The organism is Hydrogenophaga sp. UC242_50 (assembly GCF_042697355.1).
Classification (GTDB): domain Bacteria; phylum Pseudomonadota; class Gammaproteobacteria; order Burkholderiales; family Burkholderiaceae_C; genus Hydrogenophaga.
Genome location: NZ_CP170553.1, coordinates 707723 through 726704, shown reverse-complemented (window position 1 = coordinate 726704; position 18982 = coordinate 707723). Strand labels below are relative to the sequence as shown.

The window sequence follows — 18982 nt, the reverse complement described above, 5'->3', positions numbered from 1 at the left end:
TTGCGCACGCTGGAGGAACGCGTCGCGGTCCTGCGCGCGCAGGGCATCCATTCGGTGCTGCGCACCTTCACCGACCTGCTGGGTGCGCCCAAGGGCAAGCTCGTGCCGCTGGAGCGCCTGCAGCAGGCGGTGGAGCAGGGCGCCGGTTTCTCCGGTCCCAGCATCGCGGGCACCGGCCTGCCGCGCATGGGCGCGCGCAGCGAGTACATGGGCCGGGTGCGGCCCGAGAGCCTGCGGCCCATGCCCTTCATGCCGGGCGTGGCGCACGCGGTGTGCGACGGTTACGCCGGCGGCGAGCCGCTGGACACCTGCCCGCGCCAGGTGCTGCAGCGCCAGGTGGCGCGCCTGAAAGCCGAACGGGGCTGGACGCTGTGGGTCGGCATCGAGCCCGAGTTCTTTCTGCTGCAGCGCGACGCGCAAGGCCAGTGGCGCTTGGCCGATGGGGAAGACAGGCTCGCCAAACCGTCCTACGACCTGCAGGCCATGGGCCGCAACTTCGGTTTTCTCGACGAGATGCGCCGCACGCTGGAGGCGCTGGGCTTCCAGCTGGAGCAGATCGACCACGAGGACGCGAGCGGGCAGTACGAGATCAACTACCGGCACGACGACGCGCTCGCCGCCGCCGACCGCTACCAGCTCTTCAAGCTCGCCGCGCAGGCGGTGGCGCGGCAGCACGGTCTGGTGTTCTCCACCATGCCCAAGCCGCTGGCGCACGCGCCGGGCAGCGGCCTGCATTTCCACCTGAGCCTGACGGACGAGCAAGGCCGGCCCGTGATGGCCGATCCGGCCGGCGTGCTGGGCCTGAGCGAGACCGGCCAGCGCTTCGCCGCCGGCCTGCTGCACCACGCCGACGCGCTGGCCGCGCTGTGCGCGCCCACGGTCAACAGCTACAAGCGCCTGGCCGCGAGCCGCAGCGCCTCGGGCACCACCTGGTCGCCTGTGTGGAAGGCCCTGGGCGACAACAACCGCACCTGCCTCGTGCGTGGCGTGGCCGGGCGCATGGAATGGCGCCTGCCAGACCCGGCGTGCAACGTCTACGTGGCCATCGCCGCCACGCTGGCCGCGGGCCTCTCGGGCATCGACCAGGCGCTGCCACCGGTGGCGCCCTGCGAGGATGACCTGTACGAGCGCCACGCCATGGGCGATGCCCTGCCCGCGCGCCTGCCGCGCGACCTGCTCGCCGCGCTCGACGCCCTGGCGGCGGACGCGGCCTTGCGCGAGGCCGTCGGCCCCGCCCTCTGCGCGCAGTTCCTGGCGCTCAAGCACGACGAATGGGCGGCCTGGAGCCAGCAGGTGAGCGAGTGGGAACTGCGGCGCTACGCCGACGCGCCCTAGCCGGCGCGGCCGGTTTCGGGATAATCGCGCCCTTGTGAGCCTGCCCGAACCGACCACCCCCCCCGCCAAGACCTGGACCAAGACCGCCGACCGGCCGCTGCGCAGCTGGTCCAAGTCGCTGGGCATCTGGGTGTTCGCGCATTTCGTGGACGTGCCCGTGCCCTGGCGCGCTGTGCGCCAGACCGATGCCCGGGCCTTGCTGGCGTATGAACACGAGCGCCTCGTGGCCCTGGCGGCCGCTGGGGAGCACGTGCCCCCGGTGCTGGCCTTCGACGGGTTCACGCTCACCACCGGCGACATCGGCGAGACGGTGGACCTGCAGCTGCACCGCCTGCCCGAGGGCGAGCGCCTGCCGTTGATGGTGGCGGCCAGCGCCGACCTCGCGGCCTTCCACGCGCGCGGCCAGTGGCACGGTGGGGCCCAGTTGCGCAACACCACCTGGGACGGCCGGCGCTTCGCGCGGCTGGACTTCGAGGAGCGCCTGCGCCCGGGCATGGCGCTGGAGACCGTGCAGGTCTACGACGTGCTGCAGATGCTGCTCTCGCTGGCGCGCTACCTGCAACCGCTGGGGCCCGGCGCGGTGCTCGCCGTGCTGCAGGCCTATGAGCAGGGCGGCACGGGCGGACCGGCGCTGCGCGCCTTCATCGCCCACCTGCTGCCGCGCTTGCAGCGCGTCTCGCGCATCGCGGCGTGGTCGAAGCGGCTGGACGGCTCGCGGGAGCTGATGCGTTTGCGCACCGTGCTCGAAGGCATGGCGGCGTTTGTGGCGTCGCCTACCTGATCTGCGCGCCGCTTCTGGGCCTCAGGTCTTGTAACCCGGATCGAGTTTGTCCACCTTGCGCAGCAGCGCCGGCCACGCGAGCTGCGCGCCCTGGCCGGCGGTGGCGATGCGCATCACGTCGGCCATGCCGGCGAGGATGCGGGGATCGACCTGCGTGAGTTCACCGCCGCCGGCCAGCGCGTCGATCTGGATGCGGCAGGTGTTCTCGAAGGTGTACATGGACAGGAAGGCGTCGGCGATGGTGCGGCCCACGGTGAGCAGGCCGTGGTTGCGCAGCACGAGGTAGTTGGCCTGGCCCAGGTCGGCTTGCAGGCGCGGCTTCTCCTCGGGGCGGAAGGCCACGCCCTCGTAGCCGTGGTACGCCAGCGAGGCCAGCACGAAGGTGCTCTGCTGGCTGATGGGCAGGATGCCGGCCTTCTGCGCGCTCACGCCCACGCCCGCGCGCGTGTGGGTGTGCAGCACGCAGCCGGCCTCGGGCCGCGCTTCGTGCACGGCGCTGTGGATCACGAAGCCGGCCGGGTTCACCGGGAAGGGCGAGTCGTGCAGCTTGTTGCAGGCCATGTCGACCTTGACCAGGCTGCTGGCCGTGATCTCGTCGAACATCAGGCCGTAGGGGTTGATGAGGAACTGGTGTTCGCCCCCGCTCACGCTGTCGGGCAGCTTGGCGCTGATGTGGGTGAAGACCAGGTCGCTCCAGCCGTAGGCGGCGACGAGGCGGTAGCAGGCGGCGAGGTCGCAGCGCAGCGCCCATTCTTCGGCGCTGACGACTTCTTTCAGGGAAGGGATGTGCATGCGAAGCGCTCCGTGGGGCAGGACGGCCATGCTATCGCGCGCCCTGCGGGGCCGCTGTCACCTGTGCGTGGCGGGCTTGCCACGCTAGTCCGTCTTCTCGTGCTGCTCCCGACTTTCCCCGTTCATGGAATCCGTCCGCTGATTGTGTTGCCCTTGTCCGCTTCTCGGCGTTGTCCGTTGACGTGCGTTGTTGTTGGACTCATTGCCGTGGCCGACGTGGAGCTGGGTTTCCGACTCAATGGCTAGCTCGATGTGCTGGTGCGAGGCCTTCATGGAGCTTTTCGTGCCGGCCGTATTCCCGGACTGGGTTAGCGAATCTGTCTCCTGCGGACTCTGCAGTTCTCCGTTCTCCCGACGTCGAGCGGAGGACGCCTCGATGCGTTCAAAGTGATCGCCCGCCTCACCGTGAATCGAAAGTCGGTGCCGGATGTGAACCATGTTTTCGGCAGGGTCGTTGAGGGCATTCCCCTCGGCGTCGTACATGACGGTGGTGCTTTCCCCATGCAGTGCGAGGGGGCGATTCAGCACCCGGGCCAGGCACGGAAGCACCCGCGTGGGCAGATAGCACCCGTCTTGTTCGTAGTAGCGGGCAACGGAGTGCAGCAAGGCAGCTCTTTGACTCTCCTCGTTCAGCCATCTGTTTGCCACCAAGGGGTGTTGTTCGGGCCTGGATGCTTCGAGTTCACTTCGCAGTGTCTCCGGCAGGGTTTCAAGCAGGCGGTTGCCGTCCAGAACCGCATATGCCGGCTCTCCGGCATCCGCACGCATCTGAGAGACGGCCTGTTCCAGGTGGTGCTCCACCAAGTTGAGACTTTCCGCAGAATCGGCGCTGTTCTGCGCCAATCGGCGGATCTGGTTGCACAGGGCTGCCCTGATGCGAGCGGCGTCGCACCTCCACTCGCCGCCATCGAGGACGTCGGCAGCGGCGTGCAGAAGACAGTCGCCGCCGCCGGCTGTGCGGGGCCACTTCGCTTCCAGGTTGAGCACGGCGCCGCGAAGCACCGTGACGCCCTGCAACGCCGCGAGGTACCAGTCTTTGGAAGGTATCAGTGATTGGATGGCGCTGACGGGCTGGTTCATGGCGACGCGCGAGCCACCCCGACGCGCCACTTCTTTCACGGTGATGCCGGGTCCGGTGAGCCAGCCGTGTCCTCGCCGAAGATGCCCATGGAAGAAGCAGGCAAGCAGGATGACGCCGAAGACCCCGTCGATTCCCTCGTTGAGGCCGCGAAACGCGAAGGTCCTCCATGAGTCGCTCGAAAACATCCCAAGCTCCCGGTTCATGCCACTGTAGTCGGGGTGCAGGAGGTTGCGCAGGGCCACCCAACGGCTCAACGTGATGCTCATCCCCGCATACAACACCATGTGGGTGCCCAATCGCAGGAGGTGGGTTCTGGTGTTTGCATTCAATGCCCAACGCAGAGCGCGCTCTGGATGCAGACGAACTTCAGGAAAAATGCGGCCGGCCTGAGCCTGAATGAAGTCGCGCGTCAGTGCGGCGATGGCGATGCCGAGGTAGTTGGTCGCGGTGTCCGTCCTCGACAGGTCGCTTTCCTGCCTGTAGACGGAGGCAAGGGTGAGGGCGACGCCCACGGCGGCGGTCCCGACGCCGATCCAGGTTCTTGCCGAGCGCCGTTCCCAGGTGCCGGCCGAGCCGAAGAAAAAACCCGCGAAAGCCACCGCTACAACGCTGATGGCCGCGATTCCGTGATGCGCCCCCGGCACTCCCTCAAAGCGGTCTTGGTTTTCCTCCGTCCCCAGGATCTGGGCCAGTCTCTGGGCGGTGGACTCCTGCTGCGCTTGCGGCACGCCGTGACACAGGATGCGGGCACTCAAGGTGACGGCAAACCCCACCCCAGACGAGATGATGCTGGCGGACATGTCGCGCAAGCCCGTCCAGAGCGCCATCGCCAAGATGTCGCCGATCTCAATGGCACTGTGGGGGGAGACGGTGAGTGGATAGATCGGCCCGTAGATCGGATGTGTGAGGGGGGCAGAGACCTTGTTACCCATGCGCCAACCAGACCTTTCTCCAGCCCATGGCCTGTGTCGCCAGGTTTTCCAGGCGTTGGGCAAGATCTTCGGCACGCATGTCTTGCAGGCGCTCTTCCATGCACAGCAGCAGGTTGCGCTCCGTGTCCGCGCCAAAGGTGGGCGAACCGCCGCCGTACAGGGTCAGGTTCAACTGGAGCAGCGCCAGCAGAACGTCGGCGCTGCGCACCTCGGGCACCGGGCCGAACACACAGTGGATGAACAAGGCCTCGGGGTCGATCGAGCGGTGGCTCACGAGGCACTCGACGCCGTCCACCTGGAATGTGGCGCATCGGTAGTCTTTCATGGGCAGATCCAGCCACGCGGTGGCGGGCGCCACGCCCACCAGTTCGCAAGTGGCGTTGATGAGGGGGCCGAAGGCATCGGGGCCTTGTGGGGTTGCAGGAGGAGATTCGAGTTTCATCGCGACGGGGGGTCTGTCGAAGCTGCGGGTGCGCAGCGGGCTTGCGCACGGGGGGTGGCCTGGGTGCGCACTCAGCGTGCCACGGCCGGGCACGAAGGCTTGAGTGCGGGGGCTATCCCGGTGGTTCGCGATGCGGGCCGTTTTTTGCGCGTCCAGCGCAGGGAGCGCGAAGCGCGCTTCAGCGCGCGGGCTGCGTCAACCGTTCGAGTTCGCCGAGCCAATGCATCGCGTGCTCCCGGCTGTTGCCGCACATGGCGGCCTGCGGCTGCAGCGAGCCGCACACGGCCGGGCGCTCGGGCCGGCCGAACAGGCGGCAGCGCAAGGCGGCATCGAGGTGCGGGCAAGGCACGCCGGCAGGCTTGCCATGGGGCAGGCCGGGCAGGGGGCTGCTGATCGACGGCGCGGTGCAGCAGGCGGCGCAGCCGGGCCGGCAGGCCATGGCGGAAGCAGGGGGGAGCATGGGTGGCATTGTCGCGCGCGGGCAGGGGCTTACACTGGTCCATCGCTGGTGCCCCTGGGTGCCCTTGCCTTTCACCGGAACACGTTCATCCCTTCATGCCCGTGACCACCGCCACCCCCGAGACGCTGGTGTCCCGTCTGAGCCAGTGGCGCCTGTGGGTGTATGCGGCGCTGGCCGTGCTGCTGGGTGCGCTGCTGCTGCAGGCCGGCCACAAGCTCATGACCGAGCTGAGCTACGGCGAGATCGTGGACGCGGTGCGCGCCACACCGGCCACGGCGCTCGCGTTGTCGGTGCTGCGCACCGCGGCGAGTTACTTCGCGCTCACGTTCTACGACCGCACGGCCCTGGCCTATGCGGGCGCGCAGCTGCCGCAGCGCGTGGTGGCGAAGACCGCGTTCATCGCCTATGCGCTGTCCAACACCATCGGCCTGGGCGTGCTCACGGGCGGCGCGGTGCGCATGCGGCTGTACGGGGCGGCGGGGCTGGAAGCGGGCCTGGTCTCGCGCGCCATCGTGTTCAACGCCTTCGGGTTCGGCATCGGCATCGTGGTGGTGGGTGCGGGCGCGCTGGTGTGGGGCGCGGGCACGGTGCAGTCGGTGTTCGGCACGCCGCCGGGCCTGTTGCGTGGGCTGGCCGTGGCGGTGCTGCTGGCGGCGGGCGCGTTCATTGGTTTCTGCCGGCGCGGCGGCGAGACGGTGTTCCGGGGCGTGGTGCTGCGCCTGCCGAGCGCGTCGCTGGCGCTGCAGCAGTTGTTGATTTCGGCCGTGGACGTGGTGGCCGCCGCGGCCGCTTTGTGGTTTCTGCTGCCAGCCGGGGCCATTGCCTTTCCGGCCTTCGTGGGTTTCTTCGCGCTGGCGATCGCGCTGGGCGTGATCAGCCACGTGCCGGCCGGCCTGGGGGTGTTCGAGGCGGTGATGCTGTTGGCGCTGGGCCACCATGTGCCGGCCGAGCAGCTGGCCGCGGCGTTGGTGATGTTCCGCGTGGTCTACCACCTGCTGCCGCTGGCGCTGGCCGTGGCGATGCTGGCGGGCGCCGAATGGCAGCGCGGCGCGGCCACGCCGGTGGTGAAGGCGGCGGCGAGCCTCTCGCCCTTGTTGTTGTCGGCCTTCACCTGGGTGGTGGGCGTGGTGCTGCTGGTCTCGGGCGTGACGCCGGCCACCGAGGGCGCCACCGAACTGCTCTCGCGCCACATGCCGCTGCCGGTGGTGGAGGCGGCGCACTTCCTGGGCAGCATCGCGGGGCTGGCGCTGCTGTTCGTGGCGCGCGGCATGTTCCTGCGGCTGGACGCGTCGTGGTGGGCCGGGCTGGGCCTGGCGCTGGTGAGCCTGGTGCTGTGCCTGCCCAAGGGCATCGCGGTGTCGGAAGCGGTGCTGCTGCTGGTGCTGGCGGGCGCGCTGGCGCTCTCGCGCAAGCAGTTCAATCGGCGCGCGGCGCTGTTCTCGCAGGCCTTCACCTGGGGTTGGCTGGCCGCGGTGGCGGCGGTGGTGATGGCGGTCACGGCGTTGCTGTTCTTCGTGTACCGCGACGTGGACTACGTGAACCAGGTCTGGTGGCAGTTCGAGTTCGACGGTTACGCGCCGCGTTCGCTGCGCGCCCTGGTGGCCGTGTGCCTGATCACGCTCGCGGTGGCGCTGAGCCGGCTGCTGCGCCGGCCGCAGGCGGTGCTGGTCAAGCCCGACAGCGGCGCGCTGGAGCAGGCCGCGCGCATCGTGCGCGCCCAGCCTTCGGCCGGTGCCGGGTTGGTGATGATGGGCGACAAGAGCTTGATGGTGTCGGACACGCAGCGCGCCTTCATCATGTTCGGGCGGCGCGGCCGCTCGTGGGTGGCGCTGTACGACCCGGTGGGGCCGGTGAATGAATGGGCCGAACTTGTGTGGCGCTTCGTGGAGCAGGCGCGCGAATCGGGTGGGCGCGCGGCCTTCTACCAGGTGCGCCCCGAGGGCCTGCCGGTGTACCTGGACGCGGGCCTGCGCGTGCACAAGCTCGGCGAATGCGCGCTGGTGGACCTGCCCACGTTCACCTTGCAGGGCAAGGCGCGCGCGAACCTGCGCCACGGCGTGGCGCGTGCGCAGCGCGATGGCCTGAGCTTCGAGGTGCTGATGCCGGAGCAGGCGGTGGCCGTGTTCAGCCAGCTGCAGTTGATTTCGGACGCCTGGTTGAGCGAGCATCAGACGGCGGAGAAAGCCTTTTCGCTGGGCGCGTTCCGGCGCGACTACGTGCTGCGCCAGCCGGTGGCGGTGGTGCGACAGGGCGAACGCATCGTGGCCTTCGCCACGCTGCTGCGCACCGACCAGAAGCTGGAGGCCAGCGTGGACCTGATGCGCCAACTGCCCGACGCGCCACGCAGCGCGATGGATTTTCTTTTCGCGCAGACCATCCTGCATTTCCAGGCGCAGGGTTACCAACGCTTCAACCTGGGCATGGTGCCGCTCTCGGGCATGGCGCAGCACCCGCTGGCGCCCAACTGGCACCGCCTGGGCCGGCTGCTGTTCAACCACGGCGAGAACTTCTACAACTTCCAGGGCCTGCGCGCGTTCAAGGAAAAATTCGACCCGGTCTGGGAGCCGCGCTACCTGGCCTCGCCGGGTGGGTTCGCGCCGTTTTTCATCCTGGCCGACGTGGCCGCGCTGATCGCGGGTGGCCTGCGCAAGGTGATCTCCAAATGAAGACCAGGACCTCGCTCATCGCGGCCTGTCTGCTGGCGGCCCTGGCGTTGCCCGGGGTGGCGCTCGCGCAGGCGAAGGCCGCTGCCACCACCGAAACACTTTCGCACGGCAACTTCAAGAACCTGTCGCTGTACCGGCCGCTGGGTGAGGCCAAGTCCTTCGTGCTGTTCCTCTCGGGTGAAGGCGGCTGGACGCCCGCGCTGGCCGCCCAGGCGCAGGCCCTGGCCGGGCAGGGCGCGCTGGTGGCCGGCATCCACACGCCGCGCCTGCTGGCCGCGCTGACCAAGGACGGCGGCGACTGCCTGCTGCCCGATGGCGACCTGGAAAACCTCTCGCACTTTTTGCAGGGGTATGCGCGCCTGCCGGCCTACTTCCCGCCGCTGCTGGTGGGCGAGGGGCAGGGCGGTACGCTGGCCTACGCGATGCTCGCGCAGGCACCGGACCAGACCTTCGGCGGCGCGGTCTCGATGGGTTTTTGTCCCACGCTGTCGGTGAAGCGGCCGCTGTGCAAGGGTGAGGGCGTGCACTTCACGCGCCGGGCCGACAGCTCGGCCTTGACGCTGCTGCCGTCACCGCAACTGCACGCGCCCTGGACGGTGCTGCGCGACAGTGAAGACAAGGCCTGCGCGCTGGCGACGGCACAGGATTTTGTGGCCCAGGTGCGCGGTGCCCAGCTGATGAACGTGGCCGGCCCGGATGCCACGTCCTCGCTGCTCGATGCGCAGCGACAGCTCAGCCGCGCGCCCGCTGTCGCGGCGCTCCCGCCCGACACCGGTGTGGCCGACCTGCCCCTGGTGCCCGTGCCCTCCGCTGGCACCTCCGACACCTTTGCCGTGCTGCTTTCCGGCGACGGCGGCTGGGCCGGCATCGACAAGGAGCTGGCCGCGAAGTTCGCGGCGGCGGGCGTGCCGGTGGTGGGGCTGGACTCGCTGCGCTACTTCTGGTCGGCGCGCACGCCCGAGGGTCTGGCCAAGGACCTGGACCGCGTGCTGCGCAGCTTCGCCGTGCAATGGAAGAAGAGCCGGGCGCTGCTGATCGGCTATTCGCAGGGTGCGGACGTGCTGCCCTTCGCGGTGCCGCGCCTGCCCGCGAGCTCGCGTGGGCTGGTGGCGCACACGGTGCTGATCGGGCCGGGCGAGAAAGCGTCGTTCGAGTTCCGTCTGAGCAACTGGGTCAAGCGCGACAGCGGCGGCCTGCCGCTCAAGCCCGAACTGCAGAAGCTCGCGGCAGCCGACACGCTGTGCGTCTACGGCACCAACGACCGCGACACGGTCTGCCCGCGCGTGCCCACCACACAGGTGACGCCGGTGCCGCTGCCGGGGGACCACCATTTCAACGGCGAGTACCAGAAGCTGGCCGACGAGATCCTGCGGCGCACGCGCTGAGCGCATGCGGTGGTCAGCTGTTGAAGCGCTGCGCGGCCCAGAGCGCCTGGTCGACCACGCCCTGCACGCCCAGGCGCGCGGGCTCGGCCAGTTGCCCGCTGGCATCGAAGGCCTCGCCCGCCCGCGCCAGCGCGAACTGGCGCGGGGTCAACCAGCACTGCAAATTCAATAGCAGTGGAGACAGGTGGGACAGGCTTCTCAGGCCACCCAGACCGCCAGGCGAGGCGCTCAGCAGGCCCACCACCTTGCCGGCGAAGGGCTTGAGTCCGTCGCCCCACTCGGGGTCGCCCTTGACGGGGCTGGAGACCCAGTCGATGGTGTTCTTGAGCAGGCCGGTGTAGCTGCCGTTGTACTCGGGTGAGCAGATCACCCACGCCGGGTGGGCGCAAAAGATTTCCTTGAGGCGGATCGCGGCGGCCGGCGTGCCGCGCGCTTCCAGGTCGGCGTTGTACATCGGCAGGTCGAAGTCGGCCAGTTCGAGGTGGGTCACCGGGGCGCCGGCGGCGCGCGCGAGGTCGGCGGCGACTTGCGCCAGACGGCGGTTGTGGGACTGGGCGCGGGTGCTGCCCGCGAAGACGAGGAGGGGTGGAAAGGTGCTCATGGCCGGGATTCTGGCACCGCCGCCGCGCAGCATTCCTGCGTTCCGTGAGAGGGTGGAAGGGGCAGGAAATCCCCAACGGTGGGACAATCGCAGGTTGCCCGGGCGCACCGGGCCTGCATTTCCCCGGAAGAAGCACCATGTTGTACCCACAGGAATTCGATGTCATCGTCGTTGGCGGCGGGCACGCCGGCACCGAGGCCGCGCTGGCCGCCGCGCGCATGGGCTGCGCCACGCTGCTGCTCACGCACAACATCGAGACCCTGGGCCAGATGAGTTGCAACCCGTCGATCGGTGGCATCGGCAAGGGGCACCTTGTGAAAGAGGTGGATGCGCTGGGGGGCGCGATGGCGCTGGCGCACCGACGAGGGCGGCATCCAGTTTCGCATTCTCAACAGCTCCAAGGGCCCGGCCGTGCGCGCCACGCGCGCCCAGGCCGACCGCGTGCTCTACAAGGCCGCGATCCGCCGCACGCTGGAAAACCAGCCCAACCTCTGGCTGTTCCAGCAGGCGGTGGACGACCTGATGGTCGAAGGTGACCGGGTGGTGGGGGCTGTAACGCAAGTGGGCATCCGCTTCCGCGGCCGCACCGTGGTGCTGACGGCGGGCACTTTTCTGGACGGCAAGATCCATGTGGGCCTGAACAACTACGCGGCCGGCCGCGCGGGCGACCCACCGGCGGTGTCGCTCTCGGCCCGCCTGAAGGAGCTGCAGCTGCCGCAGGGCCGCCTGAAAACCGGCACGCCGCCGCGCCTGGACGGCCGCAGCATCGACTATTCCAAGTGCACCGAGCAGCCGGGCGATGGCGTGCCCGGCGGCATGAATCCGGACCGGCCAGTGCCGGTGTTCAGCTTCATGGGCAGCACGGCGATGCACCCGCAGCAGGTGCCGTGCTGGATCACGCACACCAATCAGCGCACGCACGACATCATTCGCTCGGGCTTCGACCGCAGCCCCATGTTCACCGGCAAGATCGAGGGCGTGGGCCCGCGCTACTGCCCGAGCGTGGAAGACAAGATCAACCGCTTCGCCGACAAGGACAGCCACCAGATCTTCCTGGAGCCCGAGGGCCTGACCACGCACGAGGTCTACCCCAACGGCATCTCGACCAGCCTGCCGTTCGACATCCAGTACGCGCTGGTGCGCAGCATGCCGGGGCTGGAGAACGCGCACATCCTGCGCCCGGGCTACGCCATCGAGTACGACTACTTCGACCCGCGCTCGCTCAAGAACAGCTTCGAGACCAGGCAGATCCAGGGCCTGTTCTTCGCCGGCCAGATCAACGGCACCACGGGCTACGAAGAGGCGGCGGCGCAAGGCCTGTTCGCCGGGCTGAATGCCGCGCTGCAGTGCCGCGGCGAAGCGGCCTGGCTGCCGCGCCGCGACGAAGCCTACCTGGGCGTGCTGGTGGACGACCTCGTCACCCAGGGCGTGACCGAGCCCTACCGCATGTTCACCAGCCGCGCCGAGTTCCGCCTGCAGCTGCGCGAGGACAACGCCGACATGCGCCTGACCGAAGCCGGCCGCCGCCTGGGCCTGGTGGGCGACGCGCAATGGGACGCTTTCTGCCGCAAGCGCGACGCGGTTTCACGTGAAACAGAGCGCCTGAAGGCGACCTGGGTGAACCCGCGCAACCTGCCGGCGGAAGAGGGCGAGCGTGTGCTGGGCAAGGCGATCGAACACGAGCACAACCTGTTCGATCTGTTGCGCCGGCCCGGTGTGGCCTACGCGGACCTCGTGGGCATGGACGGCGGCAAGCACGCGGCGCCCGAGGTTTCACGTGAAACACTGGCCGAGTTGCTCGAGCCGGTGGTGGAGCAGCTGGAGATCGCCGCCAAGTACTCGGGTTACATCGACCGCCAGAAGAACGAGGTGGAGCGCGCCGCCCACTACGAAGGCCTGAAGCTGCCGGCCGACCTGGACTACCTGCAGGTGACGGCGCTGTCGTTCGAGGCGCGGCAGAAGCTGGCCAAGCACCGGCCCGAGACCCTGGGCCAGGCGTCCCGCATTTCGGGCATCACGCCGGCCAGCATTTCCCTGTTGTTGATCCACCTGAAAAAGGGTGGCTTCAAGGGCTTTGCCACCTTGCCTGCCGACGCCGCCGCATGAGCGATCTGCGCACCACCCTGCAGGCCGGGCTGCAGTCGCTTCGGCTCGACCTCGATGCCCGTCAAGTGGACCTGCTGCTGGACTACCTCGGCCTGCTTCAGAAATGGAACAAGGTCTACAACCTCACGGCCGTGCGCGACCCGGCCGAGATGATGACGCACCACCTGCTCGACAGCCTGGCCGCCATCGGCCCGCTGCAACGACAGACGCAGGGCAGGGCGCTGCAGCTGCTGGACGTGGGTTCGGGCGGCGGGCTGCCTGGCGTGGTCATCGCCATCGCGTGTCCGCAGATCCAGGTGACCTGCGTGGACACGGTGGCCAAGAAGGCGGCCTTCATCCAGCAGGCGGCGGCCACGCTCAAGCTGCCCAACCTGCGGGGCCTGCATGCCCGGGTGGAGAGTCTCAACGCCCTCTCCGGTCAAGGCTATGACGTGGTGTGCTCGCGGGCGTTCGCGTCCTTGGTTGACTTCACGAACTGGTCGCGCGGCGCCCTGGTCGAGGGCGGCATCTGGATCGCCATGAAAGGCAAACACCCGGCGGATGAACTCGATGCCCTGAACGCCGCCACCCCCGGGGTGGATGTGTTTCACGTGGAACAGCTGCAGGTGCCCGCCCTGGAGGCCGAGCGCTGCATCGTCTGGATGCGCCCGGGCCCCGCCGCTGTTGCCTGAACATCACAGCCGGCGCGTGGCGGGCGCTTAAACTCGACCCTCCACTTCTCGGGGTTCCTCCATGTTCGGCATCGCAGATTACGGCGCTTTCGTGGCCGCCATCGTCCTCTTTTTGCTCATTCCCGGACCCGGGAACCTGGCGCTGATCACTTCCACCAGCAAGGGTGGGGTGAGCGGCGGCCTGGCCGCCACCTTCGGCGTGATCGCGGCGGACCAGGTGCTGATGTGGCTGGCCGTGGCCGGTGTGGCGGCCTTGCTCGCGGCCTACCCGGCGGCCTTCAGCGCGGTGCAGTGGCTGGGCGCGGCCTACCTGGCCTGGCTGGGCTGGAAGATGCTGACCGCCAAACCCGGCGACGCCCCGGTGCTCAACATCCGCCCGCGCCAGTATTTCCAGCAGGCGGCGGTCATCACCCTGCTCAACCCCAAGGCCATCGTGTTCTACATGGCCTTCTTCCCGCTGTTCGTGGACCCGGCCCGCCACCAGGGCCTGATCACCTTCGGCGCCATGGCCGTCACCGTGGCCGTTCTCACCTTCCTCTATGGCCTGGTGGCCGTGCTGCTCACCCACTTCCTGGCCGCGCGCCTGCGCGCCAACCCGGTCATCGGCCGCACGCTGGAGAAGCTGGCGGGGGTCTTCCTCATCGGCTTCGGCATCAAGCTGGCCCTCTCCAAATAAGAAGCAGCACCATGGCGAAAATATTTTGTGTGGCGAACCAGAAGGGCGGGGTGGGCAAGACCACCACCACCGTCAACCTGGCTGCCGGCCTGGCCAAGGTGGGCCAGCGGGTGCTGATGGTGGACCTGGACCCCCAGGGCAACGCCACCATGGGCTCGGGCGTGGACAAGCGGCAGATGGCGCTGTCGGTGTACGACGTGCTGCTGGAGTCGGCCTCGGTGGCCGAGGCGGCGGTGTATTCGGAGAAGTGCGGTTACCACGTGCTCGGCGCCAACCGGGAGCTGGCCGGGGCCGAGGTCGAGCTGGTGGAGGTGGAGCGGCGCGAGAAGCGCCTGAAGACCGCCTTGGCCGAGGTGGGCGATGCCTACGACTTCGTGCTGATCGACTGCCCGCCCAGCCTGTCCATGCTCACCCTCAACGGCCTGTGCGCGGCGCACGGCGTGATCGTGCCCATGCAGTGCGAGTACTTCGCGCTCGAAGGCCTGACCGATCTGGTGAACACCATCAAGCAGGTGCACGCCAACCTGAACAAGGACCTGGCCATCATCGGCCTGCTGCGCGTGATGTTCGATCCCCGCATCACCTTGCAGCAGCAGGTGAGCGACCAGCTCAAGGCCCACTTCGGCGACAAGGTGTTCGACACCGTGATCCCGCGCAACGTCCGCTTGGCCGAAGCCCCGAGCTACGGCCTGCCCGGCGTGGTGTTCGACCCGGCGGCCCGCGGCAGCCAGGCCTTTGTGGCCTTCGCGCAGGAGATGGTCGCGCGCATCGGCAAGCTCTGAGCGGAGGGTGTTTCACGTGAAACCTCAGAACATCCTCATCCTCCCCGGCTGGCAGAACAGTGGCCCCGACCATTGGCAGAGCCGCTGGGAGGCCAGCCACGGCTACCGCCGGGTGGACCAGCACGACTGGATGCGCCCCAAGCGCGGCGACTGGATCGCCCGCCTGGAAGAGGTGCTGCTGGGCTGCGACGAACCCGCCGTGCTGGTGGCGCACAGCCTGGGCTGCCTGCACACGGCGGCCTGGGCCTCGCACTCGAAGAACACCGATCGTGTGAAAGCCGCGCTGCTGGTGGCGCCAGGGGATGCCGAGCGGGAAGAGATGCGCCCGGTGTTGCCGAGCTGGTCGCCCATCTCCCTGCAGCGCCTGCCGTTCCCCAGCGTGCTGGTGGGCAGCCGCAACGACCCGTACTGCAGCTTCGAGCGGGCCCAGGCGTTCGCCATGGCCTGGGGCTCGCGCTTCGTCGACCTGGGCGAAGCCGGCCACATCAACGCCGAGTCCGGCCTGGGCGACTGGCCGACCGGCCATGCCGTGCTGGCCGAACTCATGAACCTCTGACAATCGAAAGAAGAAGACCCATGGTCACCAAGAAACCCAAGGGCCTCGGCCGCGGACTCGAAGCCCTGTTGGGCCCCAAGGTGGAAGAGGGCGCCGCCGCGCCGGCCGCCGCCGAGGGCGCGCCCAGCAGCCTGCCCGTGACCGAGCTGGTGGCGGGCATGTACCAGCCGCGCACCCGCATGGACGAGGGCGCGCTGTACGAGCTGGCCGAGTCGATCAAGGTGCAGGGCGTGATGCAGCCCATCCTGGTGCGGCAGCTGGCCGATGGCCCGAACGCCGGCAAGTACGAGATCATCGCGGGCGAACGGCGCTTCCGCGCCTCCAAGCTGGCCGGCCTGGACAGCGTGCCGGTGCTGGTGCGCGACGTGCCCAACGAGTCCGCCGCCGCCATGGCGCTGATCGAGAACATCCAGCGCGAAGACCTCAACCCGCTGGAAGAGGCCCATGGCCTGCAACGCCTGGTGAAAGAGTTTGGACTCACTCACGAGCAAGCGGCCCAGGCCGTGGGGCGCTCGCGCAGCGCCGCGAGCAACCTGCTGCGCCTGCTGCAGCTGGCCGAGCCGGTGCAGACCATGTTGATGGCGGGCGACCTCGACATGGGCCATGCGCGCGCGCTGCTGGCCCTGGACAAGGCCCACCAGATCACCGCCGGCAACCAGATCGCGGCCAGGAAGATGTCGGTGCGCGAGGCCGAGGGCCTGGTGAAGAAGCTGGGCGCCGAATTCGCGCTGGCGCCGCAGAAGCTCAAGAAGGAGAAATCGCGCGACATCCGCCGGGTGGAAGAAGAGCTGGCCGACCTGCTGACGGCGGACGTCGAGGTCCGGGTCAAGAAGCGCGTGAAGCGCCACGGCCGCTTCGAGGACATGGGCGAGGTGGTGATCCAGTTCGGCTCGCTGGAGGCCCTCAACGGCATCATCGACCGGCTGCGCGGCACCGCTGCCCACTGACGGCCCCGCCTGCGCCGGGAGAAACAGGCCTGTTTCTCCCGGCTTTTTCCCCGCATTGCACCACTTGACAGCCGCATAACCTGAGCTGGCCCGGTCTTGCGGCGTTGTGCCTTGCTCTGAAAGTTGCCACTCGACTTGGGCCACCTGAGGAGGTACCCATGTCGCAACGCTTGAATCTGGGGCAGCGGCTGCTGCTCATCAATGCCACGCTCGTCGTGCTGCTGCTGGCCGTCGCGGCCACGGTCTGGATCATGATGGGCCGGGTGGTGGATGCCGCCGAACGCATCAACGAAACCAACGTGCCCCAGCTGCAGATCATTGCCGAGCTGGAGCTCAACGTCACCCGCACCTCGCTGCAGGTGCGCCACGCGATCCTCTCGCGCAACCCCCAGGAACTCGACGCCACGCTGGCGGACATCGGCGAGAAGAAACGCCTGCTGCTCGACGCGCTCAAGGTGTTCGGCGAGGGCATGATCGACGACGCCGGGCGACAGGCCTTCGCGCCCCTGCCGGCCCTCATGACCGAGTTCTGGCGCATCGGCGAGGCCAACGTGAAGCTCATCCAGGAAGGCAAGAAGGACGAAGCCTTCGCCTACCTGGTGGACCACACCATCCCCGCGCGCAATGCCCTGTTGAAGCCCTTGGCCCAGGAGAAGAAGCGCCAGGGCGAGCGCCTGGCCTACCGCATCGACGAGATCGAGAGCCTCTCGAAGCTCGACCGCAACATCGTGGTGGTCTCCGTGGTGGTCGTTGCCCTGGGGTTGGCCGGGCTGGCGATCTACCTGCGCAAGGTGGTGCGCTCCCTCGGTGCCGACCCCGATGAACTCAAGCGCATCGCCGACGCGGTGGCGTCTGGCGACCTCGGTGTGTCCATGCGGGTGCGCGAGGGCGACACGCACAGCGCCCTGGCCAAGCTGCGCACCATGACCGAACGGCTGCGCCACGTCCGTGCACGCCGTGCGGCAGGGGGCCGAGGCCGTCTCCAACGGCAGCGCGGAAATCGCCTCGGGCAACAGCGACCTCTCGCGCCGCACCGAAAGCCAGGCCAGCGCGCTCGAGCAGACCTCGGCATCGATGGAGCAGCTGGGCAGCACCGTGACCCAGAACGCGGAACACGCGCGCACCGCCAACCAGCTCGCGCAGGGCGCCTCCAGCGTGGCCCAGCAGGGTGGCGAGGTGGTGAACCAGGTGGTCGACACCATGAAGGGCATCGAGAACAGCTCGCGCAAGATCGCCGACATCATCGCGGTGATCGACGGCATTGCCTTCCAGACCAACATCCTGGCGCTCAACGCGGCGGTGGAAGCCGCGCGCGCCGGGGAGCAGGGCCGGGGCTTCGCGGTGGTGGCCGGCGAGGTGCGCAACCTCGCGCAGCGCTCGGGGCAGGCCGCGAAGGAAATCAAGGACCTGATCGGTGAGAGTGTGGAGCGCGTGGAACGCGGCGTCACCCTGGCCGACAAGGCCGGCACCACCATGCAGGAGGTGGTGGGCAGCATCCGCCGCGTCTCCGACCTGGTGGGCGAGATCACCAGCGCCAGCGCCGAGCAGAGCGCCGGGGTGTCCCAGGTGGGCGAGGCTGTTCTGCAGATGGACCAGACCACCCAGCAGAACGCCGCGCTGGTCGAGCAGATGTCCGCCTCGGCCACCAGCCTGCGGCAGCAGGCCGAAGACCTGGTCCGGGCGGTGGCGGTGTTCCGCCTGGGCGCGGCGGCCTGAGCCCGGTTGCAGGCTTTCACAGGCGGAGCGGGCACTTCTGAGCACAATGGGGTGGCTGTCCCGCACACCATCCCATTTTTCAGGAGCCTCCCGATGACGATGTCGAACCTCTCCAGCCCACGCGTGTCCCGCCGTCCCCTGCTGGGCGCCCTGGCCACCGGCCTGCTGCTCACGGCCTGCGGCACGCCCATCACCAACCCGCCGTCCTACACCGTGACCGGCACGGCCCGCTTCGAAGGGACGATCGCCCTGCCGCCCAACGCGGTGCTTGACGTGTCGGTGGCCGACGTGTCCCGCGCCGATGGCGGCTCCGTCACGCTGGCCCACTTCGCCGGCCCCGCCAGCGGCCCGCAGCCGCTGCGCTTCAGCCTGCCGGTGGAGCAGCGGCGGGTGCAGGAGAAAGGCAGCTACTCGGTGCGCGCCGAGATCCTGGTGGACGGCAAGGCCTTGTACGTCACCGACAGCGCCTACCTCGTGCTCGGCCACTCGGGCACGACCCATGCCGACGTGCTGCTGCGCCCCGTCGACACCCGCGCGCAGCCCGCCGCGCCCAGGATCGAGAACGTGCGCTGGGTGCTGGTGTCGCTCGACGGCCAGCCCCTGCCCACGCAGGACCCGGCCAAGGCGCCGCACTTCGTCTTGAACAGCGACGGCCGCCGCGTGACCGGCTCGGGTGGCTGCAACGAACTCATCGGCACCTACACCCTGAACGGCCAGGCCCTGCAGATGCTGCGCGGCCCACGCCGCGAACTGCAGACCTGTGCGGCCGACATGGAGCGCGAACGCGCCTTCATGTTCGCGCTGCGCAGCCACCGAACAGTGGGCCATGCAGGGCCCGCGCCTGCGCCTGCTGGACCGGCTGGGCGCACAGGTGGCGGTGCTGGAGGCGCGCCCGGCGCCCTGACGCCCACCGATCGAACCTCCCGGGGTACACGCATCGGGGTGCCGGTGCGTCGATTCGTTCCCTGAACAGAGTCCTTCAATGACTCATGACGCGAACTCGTGCGTCATGTGCGTTGTGGTGCGCGCGCCGAAATAGATTGCGCGGCTGAG

At 68.9% G+C, this 18982-nt stretch carries 15 protein-coding genes and 2 pseudogenes; 12 read left to right on the top strand and 5 right to left on the bottom strand.

Annotation, left to right across the window (positions count from 1 at the left end):
* Entirely contained in the window at positions 1 to 1335 is a 1335-nt protein-coding gene (locus ACFJGX_RS03750) for a type III glutamate--ammonia ligase (RefSeq protein WP_382327769.1), read from the top strand.
* Between the two features lie 34 nt (positions 1336 to 1369).
* Complete coding sequence (locus ACFJGX_RS03745; RefSeq protein WP_382322668.1) at positions 1370 to 2116, top strand: hypothetical protein; 747 nt, start codon at positions 1370 to 1372, stop codon at positions 2114 to 2116.
* Positions 2117 to 2137: 21 nt separating this feature from the next.
* On the opposite strand, the gene ACFJGX_RS03740 is transcribed toward ACFJGX_RS03745, so the two are convergent.
* From ACFJGX_RS03740 to ACFJGX_RS03725, 4 genes are all read right to left on the bottom strand, one after another.
* On the bottom strand, positions 2138 to 2908 hold the full coding sequence (locus tag ACFJGX_RS03740) for a class II aldolase/adducin family protein (RefSeq protein ID WP_382322669.1): 771 nt from the start codon (positions 2906 to 2908) through the stop codon (positions 2138 to 2140).
* Positions 2909 to 2992: 84 nt separating this feature from the next.
* The gene (locus ACFJGX_RS03735) at positions 2993 to 4921 is read right to left on the bottom strand and encodes a hypothetical protein (protein WP_382322670.1); all 1929 of its coding nucleotides are present in this window, start codon (positions 4919 to 4921) and stop codon (positions 2993 to 2995) included.
* Positions 4914 to 5363 carry a CesT family type III secretion system chaperone gene (locus ACFJGX_RS03730; protein ID WP_382322671.1) on the bottom strand — a complete coding sequence of 150 codons (450 nt, stop codon included), beginning with the start codon at positions 5361 to 5363 and terminating at the stop codon, positions 4914 to 4916. Before ACFJGX_RS03730 ends, ACFJGX_RS03735 begins: the two co-directional genes overlap by 8 nt.
* A 178-nt stretch (positions 5364 to 5541) precedes the next feature.
* Complete coding sequence (locus tag ACFJGX_RS03725) at positions 5542 to 5802, bottom strand: YkgJ family cysteine cluster protein (RefSeq protein WP_382325812.1); 261 nt, start codon at positions 5800 to 5802, stop codon at positions 5542 to 5544.
* Positions 5803 to 5918: 116 nt separating this feature from the next.
* On the opposite strand from ACFJGX_RS03725, the gene mprF reads away from it, so the two are divergent.
* Entirely contained in the window at positions 5919 to 8489 is a 2571-nt protein-coding gene (gene mprF, locus ACFJGX_RS03720; RefSeq protein ID WP_382327767.1) for a bifunctional lysylphosphatidylglycerol flippase/synthetase MprF, read from the top strand.
* The gene (locus tag ACFJGX_RS03715; RefSeq protein WP_382322673.1) at positions 8486 to 9874 is read left to right on the top strand and encodes a virulence factor family protein; all 1389 of its coding nucleotides are present in this window, start codon (positions 8486 to 8488) and stop codon (positions 9872 to 9874) included. Before mprF ends, ACFJGX_RS03715 begins: the two co-directional genes overlap by 4 nt.
* A gap of 13 nt (positions 9875 to 9887) precedes the next feature.
* Here ACFJGX_RS03715 and ACFJGX_RS03710 read toward each other — a convergent pair whose 3' ends face one another.
* Positions 9888 to 10475, bottom strand: a complete 588-nt coding sequence (locus tag ACFJGX_RS03710) for an NADPH-dependent FMN reductase (RefSeq protein ID WP_382322674.1) — start codon at positions 10473 to 10475, stop codon at positions 9888 to 9890.
* 137 nt (positions 10476 to 10612) lie between these two features.
* On the opposite strand from ACFJGX_RS03710, the pseudogene mnmG reads away from it, so the two are divergent.
* From mnmG to ACFJGX_RS03670, 8 genes and pseudogenes are all read left to right on the top strand, one after another.
* Positions 10613 to 12581, top strand: a pseudogene (mnmG, locus tag ACFJGX_RS03705) (tRNA uridine-5-carboxymethylaminomethyl(34) synthesis enzyme MnmG).
* Positions 12578 to 13252, top strand: coding sequence for a 16S rRNA (guanine(527)-N(7))-methyltransferase RsmG (gene rsmG, locus ACFJGX_RS03700; RefSeq protein ID WP_382327765.1), 675 nt, complete (start codon positions 12578 to 12580; stop codon positions 13250 to 13252). Before mnmG ends, rsmG begins: the two are co-directional and overlap by 4 nt.
* 61 nt (positions 13253 to 13313) lie before the next feature.
* Complete coding sequence (locus ACFJGX_RS03695; RefSeq protein ID WP_382322675.1) at positions 13314 to 13928, top strand: LysE family transporter; 615 nt, start codon at positions 13314 to 13316, stop codon at positions 13926 to 13928.
* 11 nt (positions 13929 to 13939) lie between these two features.
* Entirely contained in the window at positions 13940 to 14710 is a 771-nt protein-coding gene (locus ACFJGX_RS03690) for a ParA family protein (RefSeq protein WP_297399002.1), read from the top strand.
* Between the two features lie 16 nt (positions 14711 to 14726).
* Positions 14727 to 15266, top strand: coding sequence for an RBBP9/YdeN family alpha/beta hydrolase (locus tag ACFJGX_RS03685; protein WP_382322676.1), 540 nt, complete (start codon positions 14727 to 14729; stop codon positions 15264 to 15266).
* 20 nt (positions 15267 to 15286) lie between these two features.
* Entirely contained in the window at positions 15287 to 16213 is a 927-nt protein-coding gene (locus tag ACFJGX_RS03680) for a ParB/RepB/Spo0J family partition protein (RefSeq protein WP_382322677.1), read from the top strand.
* 158 nt (positions 16214 to 16371) lie between these two features.
* Positions 16372 to 17929 (top strand): annotated as a pseudogene (locus ACFJGX_RS03675) (methyl-accepting chemotaxis protein).
* 93 nt (positions 17930 to 18022) lie between these two features.
* Positions 18023 to 18898: a YbaY family lipoprotein gene (locus tag ACFJGX_RS03670; RefSeq protein WP_382327763.1), complete on the top strand. Its 876-nt coding sequence runs from the start codon at positions 18023 to 18025 to the stop codon at positions 18896 to 18898.
* Positions 18899 to 18982 lie beyond the last annotated feature (84 nt).

Bases quoted from the DNA above. Each gene is read 5' to 3' on its own strand.
- ACFJGX_RS03740 (WP_382322669.1), bottom strand. From the start codon at position 2,908: ATGCACATCCCTTCCCTGAAAGAAGTCGTCAGCGCCGAAGAATGGGCG.
- ACFJGX_RS03735 (WP_382322670.1), bottom strand. From the start codon at position 4,921: ATGGGTAACAAGGTCTCTGCCCCCCTCACACATCCGATCTACGGGCCG.
- ACFJGX_RS03730 (WP_382322671.1), bottom strand. From the start codon at position 5,363: ATGAAACTCGAATCTCCTCCTGCAACCCCACAAGGCCCCGATGCCTTC.
- ACFJGX_RS03725 (WP_382325812.1), bottom strand. From the start codon at position 5,802: ATGGCCTGCCGGCCCGGCTGCGCCGCCTGCTGCACCGCGCCGTCGATC.
- mprF (WP_382327767.1), top strand. From the start codon at position 5,919: ATGCCCGTGACCACCGCCACCCCCGAGACGCTGGTGTCCCGTCTGAGC.
- ACFJGX_RS03715 (WP_382322673.1), top strand. From the start codon at position 8,486: ATGAAGACCAGGACCTCGCTCATCGCGGCCTGTCTGCTGGCGGCCCTG.
- ACFJGX_RS03710 (WP_382322674.1), bottom strand. From the start codon at position 10,475: ATGAGCACCTTTCCACCCCTCCTCGTCTTCGCGGGCAGCACCCGCGCC.
- rsmG (WP_382327765.1), top strand. From the start codon at position 12,578: ATGAGCGATCTGCGCACCACCCTGCAGGCCGGGCTGCAGTCGCTTCGG.
- ACFJGX_RS03695 (WP_382322675.1), top strand. From the start codon at position 13,314: ATGTTCGGCATCGCAGATTACGGCGCTTTCGTGGCCGCCATCGTCCTC.
- ACFJGX_RS03690 (WP_297399002.1), top strand. From the start codon at position 13,940: ATGGCGAAAATATTTTGTGTGGCGAACCAGAAGGGCGGGGTGGGCAAG.
- ACFJGX_RS03680 (WP_382322677.1), top strand. From the start codon at position 15,287: ATGGTCACCAAGAAACCCAAGGGCCTCGGCCGCGGACTCGAAGCCCTG.
- ACFJGX_RS03670 (WP_382327763.1), top strand. From the start codon at position 18,023: ATGACGATGTCGAACCTCTCCAGCCCACGCGTGTCCCGCCGTCCCCTG.